Below are 20,204 nucleotides of genomic sequence, written 5' to 3'. Positions count from 1 at the left end.
GATGTAGTGCTGTGAAATGTTCGATTTTCTCGATGAAACCTTAAATAAATTAACAGTTAATTGTTGGAATGCCTATAGCCCCCTTATACATTTAGTTGGCTTAATAAACAGTTGAATTCAATACACTTATTTAAACCGAATTGTTAAAATATTAGCTGGAGATTGATCCCGAACTGGGACTCAAGATGCGAAGCTATGGAACCAATAAACTGTTAACTCATGAAAAAAGCATTTATAACCGGTGTAACCGGACAGGATGGCGCTTATTTAAGTGAATTTCTATTGAACAAAGGGTATGAAGTACATGGTATGAAGCGCAGGTCTTCTTTATTCAATACCGATCGTATTGATCATTTGTATCAGGATCCTCATATTAAAGACCGAAATTTTATTTTGCATTACGGGGATATGACGGATAGTACCAATCTGATTCGTTTGATCCAGGAAATCCAGCCTGATGAAATTTATAACCTGGCAGCAATGAGTCATGTGCAGGTATCTTTTGAAACGCCGGAATATACGGGTAATGCCGATGGGTTGGGTACCCTGCGGATATTAGATGCTGTGCGGTTATTGAAGATGGAGCATAAAACAAAAATCTATCAGGCTTCAACATCAGAACTTTATGGCAAAGTACAGGAGGTGCCACAGTCTGAAACCACTCCTTTTTATCCGAGATCTCCCTATGCGGTTGCTAAGATGTATGCGTATTGGATTACCGTAAACTATAGAGAGGCTTATGGGATGTACGCGTGCAATGGAATCTTATTCAATCATGAATCGCCCTTACGAGGGGAAACCTTCGTAACACGTAAAATTACCCGTGCAGCCGCAAGAATAGCATTAGGACTGCAAGAAAAACTTTATTTAGGGAATCTGGATGCGAAACGCGATTGGGGACATGCTAAAGATTATGTACGGATGATGTGGATGATCTTACAAGCCGAAGTACCTGAAGATTGGGTCATTGCCACTGGAACTACAACTCCTGTGCGGGATTTTGTGCGCATGTCTTTTGCAGAGCTAGGTATTGAACTCGCTTTTGAAGGTGAAGGTGTTAATGAGAAAGCTTATATTAAATACTGTTCCCATCCTGATTATCAATTGGAATTAGGCAAAGAAGTATTAGCGGTTGATCCTATGTATTTTAGACCAACCGAGGTAGATTTGTTAATTGGAGATGCTTCTAAGGCTTTCAATAAGTTGGGCTGGAAGCCCGAATACGAACTGAAAGATTTGGTTAAAGAGATGGTGACAAGTGATTTGAATTTAATGAAGAAAGATAAGCACCTTCAAAACGGAGGGTATGCTATTTATAATTATTTTGAATAAGAAGCTTGCGCTAATTTAAATCTTAAATTAGACTGGAAATGGGATTTGGTCGTGGTATTTTTCTAAAGTTTATAAATTGATCTAGATGCATAAAGATTCAAAAATATTTGTCGCGGGCCATCGAGGTTTGGTGGGCTCTGCAATTGTAAAAAATCTGGAGGCTAAAGGTTATACCAATCTCGTATACCGGAAGCGCAGTGAATTAGACTTACGCGATACTGCGGCTGTTACTTCCTTTTTTGAGACGGAGCAACCCGAGTGCGTATTTTTAGCAGCAGCCAAGGTGGGGGGGATTATCGCTAACAACACCTATCGAGCGGATTTTATTTATGAGAATTTGATGATCCAAAACAATGTCATTCATCAGGCTTATAAAGCTGGGGTAAAAAAGCTCTTGTTTTTAGGCAGTACATGTATTTATCCCAAGAACTGCCCGCAACCCATGAAAGAGGAGTATTTGTTGACTGATACGTTAGAATATACTAATGAACCCTATGCTATTGCTAAAATCGCCGGGATCAAGATGTGTGAGAGCTATAATCTGCAATACGGAACCAACTTTATTTCGGTGATGCCTACCAACTTGTATGGCCCTAATGATAACTTTGATCTGGAGAAGTCTCACGTGCTTCCGGCCTTGATGCGCAAAATGCATCTGGGAAAAGCGCTGGAGCAAAATGACTGGGACAGCCTGAGGGCTGATCTGAATAAGCTGCCGATTGAAGGGGTGGATGGTACCGATTCTGAAGCAGTCATACTTAATATTTTAAAAAAATATGGTATTAGTGGTTCCTCACCCTTTGAGGGAGGTCAGGAGGGGGGACCTGTTCACGTAGAGGTCTGGGGGAGTGGAAAGCCCAGACGTGAATTTTTATGGAGTGAAGATATGGCTGACGCCTGCGTTTTTATAATGGAAAACCGAGATTTTACCGATGTCATCCCGAACGGAAGCGAAGTGCGTAATACCCATATCAACATCGGAACCGGTGAAGATATTTCGATCAAAGATCTGGCAAGACTCATACAATCTCAAATCAATTTTCAAGGAGTTTTGGTATTCAATTCAAATAATCCGGATGGCACGATGCGGAAATTAACAAACCCCAAAAAAATACATGCTTTGGGATGGCGCGCTCAGGTAAGTCTTGAGGAAGGTATTAAGCGTATGTATTCGTGGTATCTTAAACAGACAACGTGTGATTCAGAAACTCCTTTTTCTGTCCGACTGTAAGTTGTTTGCAGCACTTCTGTAATTGTTTTATACAGATTTTATGCTTCCAATAGCTGGTTTGTGTTTGTGGCTCACTCTTGTGTGAAGTTTGTTTCCTGTTTAGAATTGGTATGAAAAAAAGCACGCTATTCATTATCCTATCGGTATTTATACACTTGATAGTGATAAATAGTTCTTTGTTGTTTTTTACGGCATTTAACTGTTTAACCCTTACAGATCTGTTGTATTTTAATATCAGCTGGCTGATTATTACCTATAGCTTAAATTTTTATCCTACCGCACGTAAAGAGCGTTTCCATACAAATCTCTTGAAACTTTTTTACCTGTATGTAATATACGCATTATCGTATTTCGCTTTTTTTGGTATCAATTCTGGGCGTCTTCAGATACCTATGAAAGACCTTTTAAATGTTTTATGCTGCATTTATACCTTGCTAACCATCTACCGAATTTTGTTTTATGGTTATATGGATGCGTACCGGAAGCAAGGAGGGGATGTTGTTGATGTTATTGTAATTGGAAGGGATAAAAATCTTAAGAAAATCAGAGCTGTTTTTGATGATAAGCTAATGGGGTATAATTATTTGGGATATTTTGATGCTTCGCCTTCTACAAGCCCTACCTATCTGGGTACACTTGAAGATGCTTATCTATATATGCTTGGGAACCATGTTAGTCAAATTTACTGTACGGTATCAAAGTTATCGGAAATCGAACTTAAACAGTTAATTCATTTTGCGGATAACAATTTTAAAAAGCTCAAAATTATACCTGACAATAAAGAGGTATTTACACGTGCCATGTCTATTGAACTTTATGATACCGTCCCAGTACTCAATATGCGAATGCTTCCCCTGGAGCGCTCTTACTCTAAACTGATCAAGCGCATTTTTGATATTTTGTTTTCGCTTATTGTTATTGTATTTATACTTTCTTGGCTGACACCGTTGCTCTGCCTTCTTATAAAATTAGATTCTCCAGGCCCTATGTTTTTTAAACAGCAACGTAACGGAGTTAATAAGTCTGTTTTTTGGTGTCATAAATTTAGAACGATGACGCAAAGCAGCACTGCCAATACCCTTATGGCTGTAAAAAATGATGTACGAGTTACTAGAATTGGTAAACTGCTCAGAAAGACGAGTATTGATGAATTACCACAGTTTATAGATGTATTACTCGGTCACATGAGTGTTGTGGGCCCCCGTCCACATATGCAGTATCACACGTTGCAATATGAAAACTCTGTAGACAAATATCTGGTCAGGCATTGGGTGAAACCCGGAATAACGGGTTTAGCACAAATTAAAGGTTACCGTGGAGAGATTATAACTAAAGCCGATATTGTTAATCGGGTACGCTTAGACATTTTTTATGTAGAGAAATGGTCTATCTACTTTGATATTAGAATTATATACCTGACCGTTATAAACTCTCTTCGTGGTGAAGTGAACGCTTATTGATATCCCAACCTTACTTAATTAAATCAAATATTCATTATTTATGCGAATGTATTTTTCAATACTTCTGGTCTTATTATTTTCTTCCTGTTCTCGGAATTTAATTTATTTTAGTGATGCTTCTTCTCAAGATGTGTCGAAAACAAAGCGAAGCAGTTATCCTGCAGAACCCGTCTTGCAACCCGGGGATCTGTTGAGTATTCAGGTAACTAGCTTAAATGCTGAAGCAGATAAGCCTTTTAACCGATTTTACGAAGGTTCAAATTCACAGCAAGATTTATCAGACAACGGGTATTTGATTGATCAGAACGGGGAAATTACCTTTCCTGTATTGGGTACAGTTTCCTTAGGGGGGCAATCAAAATCAGCTGCGCAGCAGCAGCTAACCCAAATGCTTAAAAACTATCTCAGTGAGCCTAAGGTTCGCATTCGGTATTTGAATTTTCGGATAACTGTTTTGGGAGAAGTAGCCAATCCATCCACATTCACTGTCCCCACCGAAAGCATAAGCATTCTCGAAGCTTTAGGGCTGGCAGGGGATATGACCGTTTACGGGAAACGTGAAAATGTTTTGCTCATCAAGCAATCTGAGGGGGAACGTAAATTGATACGTTTGAACCTAAATAATTCGGAAATTTTAGATTCTCCATATTTTTATCTGGATTCTAATGATGTAGTTTACGTAGAACCCATTAAAGCTAGAAAAGAGCAGGCCAGTACAACGCGCAGTACTATTTCATTAATACTTTCTGCAATTTCTATCGCTACACTTTTTATTTTATATAAGTAATTCACTCAAGACCCACCTATGCATGTCTCTTTAAAAAAAGAACCCAAGGATATAAAACACATTCTGTATTCTTATTTAAAATACTGGTATTTATTTGTTTTAGGACTTTTAATAGCCACAGCTAGTGTTTTTTTATACCTCAGGTATCACGCCATACCCATTTACCAGGCAGATAGTGTGCTTCTGATTAAAGATAGTAACGCGACTAACAGGGTTTCGGAAATTGAATCAGCCAGTGATTTGGGTTTGTTTAAATCTTCGCGTGATTTAGTAAATGAAATGGGAATATTAAAGTCTTCTGCGCTTATGGAGCAAGCTTTAAAAAGGATTGGCATTTATGCAAGCTATTCTCTAGAAGGTAACTTAAAAGATGTAGCGGTCTATGAAAAGAACTTACCCATTCATCTTGACGTAGATAGTCTTAACCCTCCAAAGCCCGGAGGTCATTATGTTTTGAAATTTACCGGAGAAAAAACTTATGAGCTAAGTACAGAAAATGGAAGATTTGTGCCTTATACATTTGGTGTGCCCATAGCACTTGGTGAAGGAAGCGTTGTCGTGAATCGCAACCCAAACATTCCAGTAGATGCATTTAAAAATGCATCGCTGAATTTCTCATTTACAGATATACAAGCCGCTTCAGAATATTACAGTTCTAAATTGGCCGTAATGCCTACCAGTGAAAAAGGAGGAAGTTTATTGAAAATCTCATTACAAGATCCGCTGCCAGAGCGCGCAGAAGAGCTTCTCACTACCTTGATTTCCATTTACATGGAAGAAGCGGTGATTTTTAATAATCAATTGGCTTTAAATACTATACAGATCATAGATTCTAGGTTGATGCAGCTTACAGAAGAACTCTCAGATGCCGAGAAAAGCGTTGAAGGATATAAACAGCGTAATGATCTGACCGATGTTAATTCTGACGCTCAGATGTATTTAGAAAGTGCTACAGATTCTAACAAGCAACTGGCGAACTATGAGAACCAGCTGGACGTTTTGAATTCTATTTCTGCTTATATCATTCAGTCTGGAAGTGAGTTGAAGATGATTCCCAGCACCTTAGTTGTCGAGGACCCCAGTCTGCAAAATCTAATTTTAAAATTCAATAATCTTCAACTTGAGCGTCAACAAATGTTGCAAAGTACACCCAGTACCAATCCTTTAGTGGTGCGTATGACTGGAGAAATCAATGCTCTTAAAGGTAATATTCTTGAAGCTTTGAACAATGTGAAAAACGGACTTTTGATCACACAAAAGAATATTCGATCTAATTCACAACGTTTTCAGTCCCAGATCAGAAAGGTTCCTTTGGCGGAGCGTGAACTCACTCAAATCAACCGCCAGCAAAGTACCAAGAACGATATCTATACCTTTCTTTTGGAAAAGCGGGAAGAGGCCGCTCTGTCTCTCAATGCACCGGTAACCAATTCTCGTATTATCGAGCGACCTAAAGCAACTCGTAAACCCGTAAGACCTAACAAGACTTCGATGTATTTAGGCGCTTTTATATTAGGGATCTTTATACCTTTTTCGGGCATATACGTCCGTCAAAAACTTAATGATACCATACAATCTGTAGAAGATATAGTTCATTGTACAGCTACCCCTGTATTGGGTAAAGTAGCTCATAATAAGGAACGAGTCACTGTGGTGGCCACCGCCGAACGGAATACTCCGATAGCCGAATTTTTCAGGCTCATTAGATTTAATTTGAAGTTTGCCACACTAGGACGCCTAAGTAAAGTGATTTTAGTTACTTCCGGAAAAAAAGGGGAAGGGAAAACTTTTTTTACGATCAATCTGGCAACAAGCTTGGCTTTGGCGGGAAATAAAGTGATCGCGTTAGGATTTGATCTGCGAGAACCGCAGTTGATGAAGGATCTTAAGCTCCTGAACAAGAAGGGGATCACAGACTATTTGAGTCAGGAGGTATTGACTCTAAATGATATAATTATCCCGGTACCGGATGTCGAAAACTTTGACGTGATTGGTGCGGGAACACTCGCATCTAACCCCGGAGAACTCATGATTAGTGATCGGATACAGGTTCTTATCGAAGAATTGAAATCGAATTACGACTATGTTTTAATCGATACGGCACCTATAGGTAAAGTTGCTGATGCTTATGGCTTAGCACCTTATAGTGATGTCTGTATTTTTGTCGTTAGACAGCAATTTACCAGTAAAAAAGAATTACAAACGATAGAAGATATTCATAGCAACAAAAAAATCAAATCACCATTTATTGTTTTGAACGATGTAAAAATGGTACACGGAGAAACCTATGGTTATGGTAAAACCAATAGAATAAGTTAAACTAAAAATAAATTCGGATTCTTTTAAATAACTGGTATGTTTAAAATTTCAATATTAATCCCCACTTTTAAAAGACCTGTATTGGTACTTGAAGCTATTGCATCTTGTCTGGACCAAACCTACTTACCTTTTGAAATCATCATTAGTGATGACTCCCCTGATGATCGTACTGCGCAGGCAGTTGAAGAACTCAAACGCGGAACCCGTATTTCCATCATTTATTTACACAATAAACCGGGTTTGGGCCAAATAGGTAATACCAACAGACTTTTTGAAACGGCTCTGGGAGACCTTATTCTACTCTTGCATGATGACGATGCTTTATTACCTATAGCTCTCGATTCATTGGTTAAGCTCTTTGCAGCTGATCCTGATCTAGATATCGCTTTTGGAAAACAGTATATAATGACTGAAACAGGTGAAGTATCCCTCAGCAGATCGGAATATTTTAACACCTCTTATTTTAGAAGTGCAGCGTATGAGGGAACTGTACTCACCTCTTTAGAGGCTGGAATGGGACAACAGTTTCCCAACAACGGATACCTGATGAAACGTGAAATAGTGGAAGCGATCCAATTTAGGGCTTATGGTTTTGATGCTGAATTGGGAAATGGTTGTGAGTATGATTTTGGTCTTAGAATAGGTATTGCAGGTTATAAAATGTATTTTTTAAATCAATACCTGGTTAAATATCGAGTGGCTCTCAATTCGATGTCTAGTTCTTTAACAGACGACTCAGGATACCAGTCCTTCAGAATTTTGCGAAATTTTATAGCTGATACGCGTTTTGGTGAAGCTATACGGCACCAACGCTTACGTGAACGTGCTCCTATAGCAATTACTCAAGCTGTAAATACCGGAAGACGAAAGGATGCTTTCACTATATTTTGTAGCGAATGGTACCGTTCTAAAATATTAACAATTCCAGGTTTAAAAAGACTTGGGTATATGTGTTTAGCTAAAAGTAAACTATGATAATAACCGTTTTATCTGACAGACTCGGAAATCAGCTTTTTCAATATGCAGCGGGTAAAGCACTGGCGGTACAGAATGGCACAGAACATAAATTGAGTAGTGCATACTATCAAAAAGATTCTGTGAAGGATGCATATGAACTGAAGCACTTTAATATAAACGAGACATTTGTAACTCCGAAGGAGCTGAAAAGGTATACATGGACTAAGGACTCTATCATATACCGTATATTGAGAAAAATCTATCCCAAAAAAACCTATTTTGAACCCTCTTTTGAATACGACCCTCATTTTAAGAATTTGGGTAACGATGTGTGTCTGAGGGGATTTTGGCAAAGCTATAAGTATTTTGAGGGTATAGGACCTTTGCTGCGCGATGAATTTCAAATACGTCCTAAACTGGAAGGTAAAAATCTTGAGATGGCCAAGCTTATTAATACGACTAATTCTGTTGCGGTACATATCAGGCGCGGAGATTATTTGAAAAAGCAACATCAGGAGCACTATGAGATTTGCTCTTTAGCGTATTATCAAAATGCTATAAAGCTTCTGAGTGAAAAAATGGAGCATCCCACATTTTTCTTTTTTTCAGATACGATAACCTGGGTAAAAGAAAACCTTAGCCCAAACCATCCTCATCATTATATAGATTTTAATACCGGAGAGAATGCATATGATGATTTAAGATTGATGAGTTTGTGTAAGGCAAATATAATAGCCAATAGTACATTTAGTTGGTGGGGGGCTTGGCTGAATGCGCATACAGACAAAACCGTAATAGCTCCTAAAAAATGGTTTAAGGATCCGAGTATATCTCTAGATGATCTATATCCAGAGGGGTGGATCAGGCTGTGATAATTTTACAAATCTAGTTATTTGAATTCCTCTTTTTTTAATCAAATCAAAAGCCATCCTCTTTATGCGCGCTCCCAGCATTGGACTGGCCTCATTAGTATATCCGGTACTGCACAGGTATTTATCATGCTCATAAGTCTTGCTTCGGGGATTTTGGTAATTCGTTTGTTATCTACCGAAGAATATGCTTTATATACTCTAGCCAATACGATGTTGGGTACTATCATCGCTCTTGCCAATGCAGGAATCCCTATAGGTGTTATGTCTGAGGGAGGGAAGGTTTGGAAAGACAAGAAAAAGATGGGAATGGTTTTTGTCACAGCTTTTGAATTGCGAAAGATTTTTGGACTTGTAAGTTTACTCATCGGGATTCCCATACTTATTTATTTATTAAGACTCAATGGCGCATCGTGGACGATGAGTGTACTAATCATGATTGGATTGATACCTGCATTTTTTTCTCAAATTTCAAATAGCATTCTAGAGATAGCACCAAAGCTCACACAGCACGTAGTACCACTTCAAAAAAATCAGCTTGCAATAAATGCAGGTCGACTTGTGTTATTAATTCTCCTGATATTTTTATTCCCTTTTGCCTATATAGCCATTATAGCTTCAACTCTTCCTCAGGTTTGGGGAAATATCAGACTAAAGAAAATAACGAATTCTTCTGTAGACTGGGAACAACAGTCCGATTCAGAAATAAAACTTCGCTTGGTAGCTAAAACCAAACGTATTTTGCCTGAAGCCATTTTCTATTGTTTGTCTGGGCAGCTTACCGTATGGTTATTATCGCTTTTTGGTTCTACTGATTCTGTCGCTCAAATAGGTGCACTTGGTCGGTTAGCCATGGTTATGAATATTATTTCTGTTTTGTTTGGCATGTTAATAGCACCTCGTTTTGCCCGGTTAGAAGCCGATTTTAGTTTGTTGAAGAGGAGGTATCTTCAGGCGCTATTGCTCGTAGTCGTTCTCTTTTTAGGGATTATAGGAGTTGTCTATTGGTTTCCATCTCAAATTTTGTGGATCCTAGGCGCTAAGTATGGTGATTTAGAGGATGAAGTGGTATTGGCAGTAATAGGAAGCAGTCTAAATCTGCTATCGGGCATTATCTATGCGCTGTATTCCAGTAGGGGATGGATCATCAATCCGTTTCTGTATATAGCAATAAGTATTTCTTCTACAATAATTGCAATGCTGGTGTTAGACATAACTACGCTATACGGGGTTTTGCTGCTCAATATTGCAATAGCCGTAGTACAGGTAATCACTCATTACTATTATGGTCTGTATAAATTATATGCGCTAAAGGCAGAATCCTAAAGCTTTTTACACACAATCATTATGGAAAAAAAGAAGCGAAATAAATTATTGATAATTGGTCCCACCCACGGCGTTTATGGAGGGATGGAGGCATTTATGATTACTATTGCTGAGGCTGCTTCAAATTGGTCTGAATATGAAGTAAGATTGTGTTTTAAACTGGTAAAAAACGCCCATGCTGAATCGCATTTAATCGAGGCAGCATCCAAAGGATGTAAACACGTTGACTTTGTAGACAGAGGTTCTTTAAGACTTATTAAGATCATCTCTTGGGCTGATATATTACACGTACAGAATACACCTCCTGATGTGATCTTTACAGCAAAATTATTATCAAAAAAAATCATTCTTACAATTCACAATTGGAGACGAACAGACAATAATATCCATACCATTTTGTGGGGATATGCTGCAAAGCTTGCCGACAAAAGATGGTATAATTCCCATTTTGTATGGAATACCTGGGAGCCTAATGTAAAGTTGCGAACAAGCGATGCTTTTCCCACTGTTTCTAAACTTCCCGATGGCTTTTGTGCCCCCTCCGATAGAAGCGGTTTTATTTTTCTAGGTCGCTGGATTGAAAATAAGGGAATCGAGGAGATTCTGAAGGCATATGCGCTAGCCACTTTTGATAAGCACCGTCATCCATTGACCCTATTAGGGGATGGCCCACTGCGAACTCAGGTTAATGAATTAATTTATGAATTGGGATTAGAAGAAAACGTGCGTATGCCTGGTTTTGTAAGTGCAGCAACCAAAGAAAAATTACTGGCATCCTCAAAATGGCTGCTGGCGCCGGCAAAAACGAAAGAAGATTTGGGTCTTACACCAATTGAAGCCCGAAATATTGGTGTTCCGGCCATAGTAACCCGAGATGGAGGTCTCCCGGAGGCAGGTGGAGCAGCAGCTTTGGTCGCAGAACCGGGAGACGTAAACAGCTTGCTGCGCTGTATGAGTGAAGCAGCAGCAATGAATGACGAGGATTATAAACTGCGTGCAGATTTGGCCAAATCATCGCTACAAGATTTTTTAAAACCTCTTGATTTTTACAGGATCGAATTTTTAAACTAACTAGTAGTTATGCATAGTAAACCTAAACTTTCTGCCTATAACAGTCTTTTTCTGGATCTTTTGCGAGTATTGGCCGCTTTAGCCGTTGTATATGTACATGCTTCCGACCAGTGGCTTTCAGATACTTACACCCCCCCGCACGGAGGAGCAAATATTGGACATTTAGGCGTTGTGGTATTTTTTGTGCTTTCTGGTTTTGTAATCTCGTATTCCACACATTCTAAAAACAAAGGACCTTTGGCTTATGGCATTGCCAGATTGAGCCGGCTGTATTCGATGGTGATACCGGCATTACTAATTACCGCTTGTATTCAGGCATTGGTAGTATATCTAGATCCCGTACTTTCTTTTGAATATATTCGTGGAGCATCTTGGCCCAGATATATTTTATCATTTTTTTATTTGAGTGAATCAGCTACTTGGTCTGCAGCCCCACCTATAAACAGACCGTTATGGTCTTTGAGTTATGAGTTTTGGTATTATGTTATTTTTGGATTATTGTTTTTTAAAAATACGAAGTACAGATCCTATTTGTTTATAGGGCTGGCTTGTGTTATAGCGGGCCCTAAAATAATATTGATGATGCCTATATGGCTTTGTGGTTGCTTTGCCTATAAGCTGAATCATCGCGTTGCGCTACCCTACAAATCTTGGAGTCTCGTTTGTCTATGTTTATTCTTGGCAGGATTTTTATACGCCTTTTTACCAGCCATCCCATTTAAACTTGGGGTACCTCCCTTGTATTATTCAAATCAGTTTGTAACCGATTATATCTTAGGATTTTTGATAGGATTAGCCTTGCTTTTTATGCCTTTAACTCCTAGTCCTACTCAGGTTGAGAAGTGGGCAGTGCGTTTACGTAAAATGGGGGATTTGACATTCCCTCTATATGTTTTGCACCACCCCTTACTGATTTTATGGAAAGCTGTTTTTGGGTTTCAGCTAGATAATCGTATAGATATGTGGGTTGCTTTTTGGGGTGTTCTAATTATCAGTTGTTTTCTAGGCATTCTTTTGGAACGACAGCGTTACTTCTGGAATGCTTTTTTTAAAAGGTTACTGAATTTACCTGTATTAAAAACCAGGATTTACCCAAAACTGAAGGCGATACATTTTTAAATAATAGAGCCATGAAAATCATAATATCACATCCCACTGCGAATGCCAATGTTAGAGAGGCGATCGCAGGTTTTTTGAAGAAAAATCTGGTTTATAGGTTTTATACAACAATCGCTGTATTTCCAAACACCATTCTCGATAAAGTTTCGGAAATTAAAGTTTTTCGAGAACTTAAACGTCGAAGTTTTCATCCGGCATTAGAATCGCTAACCCGGATGTACCCTTTTTTAGAAGCGGGCCGACAACTAGCCCTGAAAGGCAAGCTTAAAAACTTAACGGTCCATGAAAAGGGTATGTTTAGTGTGGATTCGGTTTATCGTGATTTAGATCAAAAAGTATCGCGCATTATTGAAAAAGATAACGCTCAATTACTTGGAGTATACTGTTATGAAGATGGCGCACTGCTTTCGTTTACAGAGGCTAAGAAAAAAGGAATATCTTGCTTTTACGATTTGCCCATCGGTTATTGGAGAGCGGCTCATAAAATCTTAAAAGAGGAACAAATTAAAAATCCAGAATGGGGAAGTACGCTGCTCAATTTCAACGATTCTGAAGCCAAACTCCAAAGAAAGGATCATGAACTGGATCTAGCTACTAAAATATTTGTAGCCAGTACTTTTACCGCAAAAACATTACGGATGTACCCTGGTAAATTGTGTACTATTCATACTATACCTTATGGTTTCCCTCCGATCGCTGAACACCGTCCAATTAAATCAAAACATTCACCTTTGAAATTATTATTTGTCGGCGGATTATCCCAACGAAAGGGGCTGAGTTATTTGTTTGAAGCGGTTTCCAATTTAGGGGGGCTGGTAGAACTTACTTTAGTAGGTGCTAAAGTTACTGACAATTGCAAAGCTTTAAATGCTGCGCTTTTAAACCATAACTGGATTCCTTCTTTACCTCATGACTCCATATTGAAGCTTATGCGCGAACAAGATGTTCTTGTTTTTCCTTCATTATTTGAAGGGTTTGGATTGGTCATTACTGAAGCGATGTCACAGGGAACCCCTGTAATAACTACAGATCGTACGGCAGGCCCTGATTTAATAGAGGATGGTGTAAATGGTTGGCTTATTGAAGCGGCTTCCGCTCAGGCTATAAAAACCTGTATTATGCACCTTGTTGAAAACCGAGATGAAGTAGAACGTGTAGGAGCAGCTGCTCTAGAAACAGCTAGAAAACGTCCTTGGAGTGTGTATGGTGAGGCACTTTCACAAACTTTACTGTCATCTGATCAGAACCCTTCAATTTAGTTTATATTCCTTATATTCTCGTGGAACGTTTTAGCAACTTACCCATACCTGCAACCCTAGAAAATCGTCATCAGTTGCTAAAAACAGGTATCTGGATTTATTTTATTTTGTTGATTTTTGAAGGAGGTTTAAGGAAGTGGTTTTTACCCGGTTTTTCAGCGCCCTTACTAATCATACGTGATCCCGTTGCTGTTTGGCTTATTGCAGTGGCTTGGAAGAACAATCAGATTGTACCATCTGTGTATCTAAAGGCAATGCTAGTAGTCACCTTAATAGGAATAGGAACCGGTTTAATTTTTGGACACGGAAATGTTGCAGTAATCCTTTTTGGAGCGCGTATTCTACTTCTTCATTTTCCTTTAATTTTTATAATGGGTAGGGTGTTAAATTCAGAGGATGTAATGCGGATTGGGCGTGTTATGTTGTGGATTTCAATCCCTATGATTATTATAATTACCTTACAGTTTTTTAGTCCACAATCTGCGTGGATAAATAGGGGTGTAGGTGGAGATCCTGATGGAGCGGGATTTAGCGGAGCATTGGGATACTTTAGACCTCCAGGTACGTTCTCTTTTACAAATGGTAATACCTTGTTTTTTAGTTTTTTAAGTGTATTTGTTCTTTACTTTTGGTTTAATCAGGGGGCTAATAGAATCCTGTTGATTTTTGCTACTTTGGCCTTAACAGCATCTATCCCTTTTTCTATAAGCCGGGGTCTTTTCTTTTCGGTTATTATTTCCATAGTTTTTGCACTTGTGGCTGTGCTTATCGATAAATCTAAACCTTCCTATACAATACTTATTATTGGACTTGTTCTTAGCAGCTTTATCTTTTTGATCAGTCAGTTTGAACTTCTGAAGGCACCTTTAGAGGCCTTTACTTCGCGTTTTGATACTGCAAGTGATATTGAGGGCGGTCTAGAGGGAACTCTTATAGACCGTTATCTTGGTGATCTCATCACCTCATTTACGAGTGATCCTAACTTGCCCTTTTGGGGTTATGGAATGGGGATGGGAACTAACGTAGGGAGTACCTTACTTACAGGAGCACGAAGTTTTTTAATCGCGGAAGGAGAATGGGGAAGACTAATAGGAGAACTGGGTATCTTATTAGGATCTCTGGTTATTCTCATTAGATTGGGGTTTTGTTTAAGTCTGACACTGAAGTCCTATCAATTTTTAAGAGCAGGTTCTAGTTTACCTTGGTTTATGCTCAGCTTTGTTCTTTTGAACGTACCTCAAGGGCAATGGGCTCAACCTACAGCTTTAGGTTTTGCTGTATTTAGCGGAGGTCTTTTGATGGCTTCTTTTAATTCTGAGGATACTTAGTAATCTGTTGATTTTTTATTTATGAAACTCATTTTTTTTTCACATCCTGATTTTTTAAACCATCAGAGTATGCCACGATTTACCAGAATGCTTGCTGAGGGTATGAAAGAGCGGGGGCACGAGGTTTCGGTCTGGTCTCCTGTACCCAAAGCCTTTAAACTTGCACCCACATCTGGTCTAAAAAAATACTTTGGTTATATAGATCAGTTCTATTTCTTTCCCAAGTCCGTCCGAAAGCGGTTGAGAGCTCTGGATGACGAGGTGCTCTTTGTATTTAGTGATCAAGCTTTGGGGCCTTGGGTTCCTCTGGTTGAAAATAGGATAAATGTGATTCACTGTCATGATTTTTTAGCACAACAATCTGCTAAAAGCGAAATACCCAATCAAAAAACAGGTATTTTAGGGAGCTTTTATCAATACCTTATACACAAGGGTTATACGAGAGGTTCGAATTTTATATCTGTATCTCAGAAAACTCAAAATGATCTTCACCGTTTTTTAGCTAAAATACCGGCTTCTTCCTCTGTGGTTTATAACGGCTTGAATCAAGCATTTGCACCTGGAGATAAAACGCGCTTATTAAGCAAGCTGCACAAATTGATACCTCTTGATCTTTCTGAAGGTTTTTTACTTCACGTAGGCGGAAACCAATGGTACAAAAATCGGATAGGCGTTATTGAAATTTACAACGCCTGGCGTGATCTGGATTCTAAATCATTCCCGTTACTTTTAATCGGACACGAACCCGATGAGTTATTAAAATATGCAGCAAAACATTCACCTTATGCTTCGTCAATTTATTTCTGGACTACGGCCTCAGACGAAGCTGTAAATTGGTCATATGCTTGTGCTCAACTACTTATATATCCTTCATTAGCAGAAGGATTTGGATGGCCTATTGCAGAGGCAATGGCCTCAGGTTGCCCCGTGATAACTACTGGCGAGGCCCCGATGACGGAAGTGGGTGGTTTGGCTGCGCGCTATATACCCCGAAGGCCTGATCAACAAGATCGTATAGCAAAATGGGCTGAAGAATCTTCAAAGGCAGTCACTGAAATTTTAAATTTAGATGCTTCTTCCCGTAAGCAACTCATTGAACAGGGAATACGTAACGCTAAACGCTTTGATACTCAGGAAGCCTTAGACCAAATTGAAAATATATACCAAACGCTTGTCACCAATTATAAAGCATGAAAATTTTACACGTTGTAGATAAAATGGATCCTACAAGAGGAGGTGTTTGTCAGGCTATACGAACCCTTATAAAAGGCTTTCAAGAGCAGCACATACACAATGAAGTAGTGAGTACAGATATTCCTGATGCAGCTATTGATTTTAGGGATAGCTTTCCTCTCCATAAAATGGGAGAAACTGTTAATCCTTGGAGTTACTCTAAAAAAATTAAATCTTGGCTGGCTTCAAATATTAGACGTTTTGATGTAGTTATTGTGCACGGTTTGTGGCAATACCCCCAATATGTTTGTTACCGCCAAAAGCTTAGTATGGACCAGGACTGTAAAATTCGTTTTTATCTGATGCCGCATGGGATGCTCGACCCTTATTTTCAACAAGCACCCGAACGAAAACTCAAAGCCTTGAGAAATATTTTGTATTGGTCGTTAATTGAAAAAAAAGTAGTAAATACTTTAGATGGAATACTATTTACCTGTGAAGAAGAACTAGAGCTGGCACATCATTCTTTTAAGGGTTATTCTCCCAAGCAAGAACTTGTCGTAGGGTTGGGAGTTGAGCAACCCCCGGCGTTTACTTCATCTATGCGAGGTGCCTTTGCTGCACTATGTCCTGTACCCAAAGACAAACCTTACTTTCTTTTTTTAAGTCGTATTCATGAGAAAAAGGGTGTAGACTTGTTGATCAAAGCCTATGCTAGATTATTTAATGAAACAAATCAAAGCCTACCTTTATTAATTATTGCCGGTCCTGGAAAGGATTCAGATTACGGAACTCAACTCATACGACTTGTTCGGGAAAAACATCTTGAGGAACATGTACTGTTTCCCGGAATGCTCACTGGTTTGTCAAAATGGGGAGCATTTTATGGGTGTGAAGCATTTATTTTACCAAGTCATCAAGAAAATTTTGGTATTGCGGTAGTTGAAGCTCTTGCTTGTGGAAAAGCCGTTTTAATTTCTGAGCAAATAAATATTTGGAAGGAAATCGTTAGGGGAGCTGGCGGTTTTGCTGAACATGATGACCCAGAAGGAACCTATCTTTTGTTAAAGAAGTGGATTACCAGCTCAATAGAAACCAAGTCTCAAATGCAAACAAATGCACTAAGAACCTACGAAGATCTTTTTAGAGTTTCTGTTACTACGCATAGGTTTTTAAATCTTATTATTCCTACTACTGCCTAATATTATGAACTACCAGAATTTGAAATTATTTCAATTGCCCGCATCTTTTAGAGGGCGTTCTAAATACATCGTACAACTGTGGTGGATCGTAAATGCAACCTTATTTAAATGGTCGCCTCAGTTCTTATTTGCTTGGAGGAGGTTTTTATTACGACTTTTTGGAGCTGAAATTGGAAAAGATGTTCTTATAAGATCTACCGTTAAAATAACCTATCCCTGGAAATTGAAAGTAGGTGATCATACCTGGATAGGCGATGAATGTGTCCTTTATAATCTAGGTGAAATCACCATAGGAAAGCACGTAGCCATTGCTCATAAAGTATATTTTAACACGGGTGGCCATGAATATGATAAAGTGACATTTGATATTTTTTCTAAGCCCATCACAATTGAAGATGAATGTTGGCTTACCAATGACGTTTATCTGGCACCCGGAGTACACATCGGAAAAGGAACAATCGTAGGGGCGCGGAGTAGTGTTTTAAAAAGCTTACCCGGGGCAAAAATATGTGTTGGTACTCCTGCACTCCCTATTAAAGACAGAATTATACTATGAAAAAAATAAGCATTACAGGCGGATCTGGATTTATTGGAACAAACTTAATTGACTGTCTGATTTCTAAGGGCTACGAAGTACAGAATCTTGATAAAAAACCGCCACTTAAAGATACCCATCGCTCCTATTGGAAAGGGGTGGATATTTTAGATTTCGAATCGCTGAAAGCAAGCTTGATGGCGTTTCAACCCGATGCTATAATACATCTTGCAGCGGTTACTGATCTTGATGGAACCCAGCCAGAATATTATCGAGCTAATACGGAAGGAACTCAAAATATTATAGCGGCGGCAGCGCTTCTTCCAAAATTGAAAAAAATCCTCTTCACTTCGTCGATGTATGTGTGTGAACCCGGTTACATTCCCCAAAGTTACGACGAGTATAAACCTCATACGCTTTATGGAGAAAGCAAAGTTGCAGGAGAAAAGCTCGTGAAAAATATACAGAACCCTCATTATGTCTGGACCTTAATACGACCAACCTCTATATGGGGGCCATGGTTTGGTATACCCTATATAGATTTTTTTAAAGTGGTTTCTAAGAAAAAGTATTTTGATTTTGGTAAAGCTTGTACTAAAACCTATGGATTTATCGATAACACAACCTATCAAATACATCAGTTACTAATTTCTGAATCCAGTGCATTCCAAACCTATTATTTAGGGGATGATCCACCAATACAGATATCCGAATGGGGAAATGAAATCTCGATAGCTATGGGAAAAGGACCTATACGGAAAGTTCCTTATTTCATATTAAAATTGGCGGCCCTCACCGGAGATCTGTTGATAAAGACCGGGATTAAATTCCCTATTAGCAGTTTTAGATTAAATAACATGACTACAAATAATATTTTGCCACTAGGTAATTTATATAAAATAACTGGAGACGCTCCATATACCCGTATAGCAGGCGTAAAAAAAACAATTAAATGGTTACACGAGCAAAACGCATTTTACTAATAGGCTATAATTTTAGTCCTGAGCCTACTGGAATAGGTAAATATAGTGGGGAAATGATAGACTGGTTCGTGCAGGAAGGTTATGATTGCAGCGTAATCACTGCATACCCCTATTATCCTTATTGGGAGGTACAAGAGCCATACGTAAAGCGAAGATTTAAATTTACTAAAGAACGAACAGATCATCCTTCTGGGGGAAGTGTAACCACATATAGATGCCCTATGTATGTACCTGAAAACCCTTCGGGAATCAAACGCATACTGGTAGATGTTTCTTTTTTTATAACTGCTTTTTTACAATTGAGTCTCTTACTATTCCGTAAAAAATTTCAACTTATTATTACAGTGGCCCCATGTTTTCAATTGGGATTATTAGGGGTTTATTATAAAAAATTGAGAGGTGGTAAATTGGTATATCACATTCAGGATCTGCAAATAGAAGCAGCACAGGATCTCGGGATGATTCGATCTCCCAATATTATAAAAAGTTTGTTAAAGGTAGAAAAGTATATTTTTAATAAAACGGATGTAATTAGCAGTATTTCAGAGGGAATGGTATCTAAAATCAAACAAAAAGCTGAAAAAGAAGTTTATTTTTTTCCAAACTGGACCAACACAGCATTCTTTTATCCCTTTTCGGAAAGTGAAATACAAAAGATTAAGAACAACTATGGTTTTGAAACTCACGATAAAATCATTCTGTATTCAGGAGCTATTGGTGAAAAGCAGGGGCTTGAAATGATTCTCAGTACAGCAAAAACAGTTCAGTCAAATCCTGATATTAAATTTATAATTTGCGGTACAGGACCTTATCGCTTACGCTTGCAAGAGATGACCATACGAGAGAACATCACCAATGTTTATTTTTTTCCCTTACAACCTCTTGAAAACTTTAATGCATTTCTAAATATAGCAGATGTGCATTTGGTTATCCAAAAGGCCAAAGCTGGAGATTTGGTAATGCCTTCCAAACTCACTAATATTTTATCGGTAGGTGGCCTGGCTTTGATAACCGCAAATATCGGAACAGGTTTATACAATGTGGTAACCAATCATCAGATGGGCATTGTAGTTGAGCCTGAGAATCCCATTGCTTTCCGGGATGGTCTTCTCAATGCCATTCAGAAGAAAAATCAACAATTAAAAGGGAATGCGCTACATTATGCTCAAAACTTTCTTGCCATCAATACGATTATGAAACGATTTGAAAGAACTCAATTGGATCAGCTATAGAGGCGGAAGGGGTTATGAAAC

General features: G+C 38.6%; 17 protein-coding genes. All 17 read left to right on the top strand.

The features are described 5' to 3' along the window. Positions 1-219: 219 nt before the first annotated feature. The 17 genes from gmd (at position 220) to DSM02_RS03785 (ending at position 20,183) form a co-directional block, all read left to right on the top strand. A complete protein-coding gene (gmd, locus tag DSM02_RS03865; RefSeq protein ID WP_128764430.1) occupies positions 220-1,332 on the top strand; it encodes a GDP-mannose 4,6-dehydratase in 1,113 nt (370 codons plus the stop codon). Positions 1,333-1,417: 85 nt separating this feature from the next. Further along, positions 1,418-2,563 (top strand): GDP-L-fucose synthase family protein, encoded by a 1,146-nt coding sequence (locus DSM02_RS03860; protein WP_128764429.1) that lies wholly within the window; start codon positions 1,418-1,420, stop codon positions 2,561-2,563. Between the two features lie 110 nt (positions 2,564-2,673). After that, positions 2,674-4,023, top strand: a complete 1,350-nt coding sequence (locus DSM02_RS03855) for an exopolysaccharide biosynthesis polyprenyl glycosylphosphotransferase (RefSeq protein ID WP_128764428.1) — start codon at positions 2,674-2,676, stop codon at positions 4,021-4,023. A gap of 130 nt (positions 4,024-4,153) precedes the next feature. Continuing rightward, positions 4,154-4,810: a polysaccharide biosynthesis/export family protein gene (locus DSM02_RS03850; protein WP_205875085.1), complete on the top strand. Its 657-nt coding sequence runs from the start codon at positions 4,154-4,156 to the stop codon at positions 4,808-4,810. Between the two features lie 18 nt (positions 4,811-4,828). After that, complete coding sequence (locus tag DSM02_RS03845) at positions 4,829-7,129, top strand: GumC family protein (RefSeq protein WP_128764426.1); 2,301 nt, start codon at positions 4,829-4,831, stop codon at positions 7,127-7,129. A 36-nt stretch (positions 7,130-7,165) separates the two neighbouring features. Then, a complete protein-coding gene (locus tag DSM02_RS03840) occupies positions 7,166-8,104 on the top strand; it encodes a glycosyltransferase family 2 protein (RefSeq protein WP_128764425.1) in 939 nt (312 codons plus the stop codon). Next, positions 8,101-8,958, top strand: a complete 858-nt coding sequence (locus tag DSM02_RS03835) for an alpha-1,2-fucosyltransferase (protein WP_128764424.1) — start codon at positions 8,101-8,103, stop codon at positions 8,956-8,958. Before DSM02_RS03840 ends, DSM02_RS03835 begins: the two co-directional genes overlap by 4 nt. Positions 8,959-8,979: 21 nt before the next feature. Then, the gene (locus DSM02_RS03830; protein WP_128764423.1) at positions 8,980-10,281 is read left to right on the top strand and encodes an MATE family efflux transporter; all 1,302 of its coding nucleotides are present in this window, start codon (positions 8,980-8,982) and stop codon (positions 10,279-10,281) included. A 21-nt stretch (positions 10,282-10,302) separates the two neighbouring features. Next, positions 10,303-11,352, top strand: a complete 1,050-nt coding sequence (locus tag DSM02_RS03825; RefSeq protein ID WP_128764422.1) for a glycosyltransferase family 4 protein — start codon at positions 10,303-10,305, stop codon at positions 11,350-11,352. 9 nt (positions 11,353-11,361) lie between these two features. Next, entirely contained in the window at positions 11,362-12,471 is a 1,110-nt protein-coding gene (locus DSM02_RS03820; RefSeq protein WP_128764421.1) for an acyltransferase family protein, read from the top strand. An 11-nt stretch (positions 12,472-12,482) separates the two neighbouring features. Continuing rightward, on the top strand, positions 12,483-13,730 hold the full coding sequence (locus DSM02_RS03815; RefSeq protein WP_128764420.1) for a glycosyltransferase family 4 protein: 1,248 nt from the start codon (positions 12,483-12,485) through the stop codon (positions 13,728-13,730). A 74-nt stretch (positions 13,731-13,804) separates the two neighbouring features. Beyond that, positions 13,805-15,058 (top strand): hypothetical protein, encoded by a 1,254-nt coding sequence (locus DSM02_RS03810; protein ID WP_205875083.1) that lies wholly within the window; start codon positions 13,805-13,807, stop codon positions 15,056-15,058. A gap of 69 nt (positions 15,059-15,127) precedes the next feature. Continuing rightward, entirely contained in the window at positions 15,128-16,252 is a 1,125-nt protein-coding gene (locus DSM02_RS03805; RefSeq protein WP_205875081.1) for a glycosyltransferase, read from the top strand. Beyond that, positions 16,249-17,433 carry a glycosyltransferase gene (locus DSM02_RS03800; RefSeq protein WP_128764418.1) on the top strand — a complete coding sequence of 395 codons (1,185 nt, stop codon included), beginning with the start codon at positions 16,249-16,251 and terminating at the stop codon, positions 17,431-17,433. Before DSM02_RS03805 ends, DSM02_RS03800 begins: the two co-directional genes overlap by 4 nt. 4 nt (positions 17,434-17,437) lie before the next feature. Beyond that, positions 17,438-17,989, top strand: a complete 552-nt coding sequence (locus DSM02_RS03795) for a WcaF family extracellular polysaccharide biosynthesis acetyltransferase (protein WP_128763326.1) — start codon at positions 17,438-17,440, stop codon at positions 17,987-17,989. Then, positions 17,986-18,951 carry an NAD-dependent epimerase/dehydratase family protein gene (locus tag DSM02_RS03790; protein WP_128764417.1) on the top strand — a complete coding sequence of 322 codons (966 nt, stop codon included), beginning with the start codon at positions 17,986-17,988 and terminating at the stop codon, positions 18,949-18,951. Before DSM02_RS03795 ends, DSM02_RS03790 begins: the two co-directional genes overlap by 4 nt. Continuing rightward, positions 18,921-20,183, top strand: a complete 1,263-nt coding sequence (locus tag DSM02_RS03785) for a WcaI family glycosyltransferase (protein WP_128763324.1) — start codon at positions 18,921-18,923, stop codon at positions 20,181-20,183. Before DSM02_RS03790 ends, DSM02_RS03785 begins: the two co-directional genes overlap by 31 nt. Positions 20,184-20,204: the final 21 nt, after the last annotated feature.

Source organism: Leeuwenhoekiella polynyae (assembly GCF_004104075.1).
Lineage (GTDB): Bacteria > Bacteroidota > Bacteroidia > Flavobacteriales > Flavobacteriaceae > Leeuwenhoekiella > Leeuwenhoekiella polynyae.
Note: the sequence above shows the minus strand (reverse complement) of the source record. Positions and strands in the feature narration are given on the sequence as shown.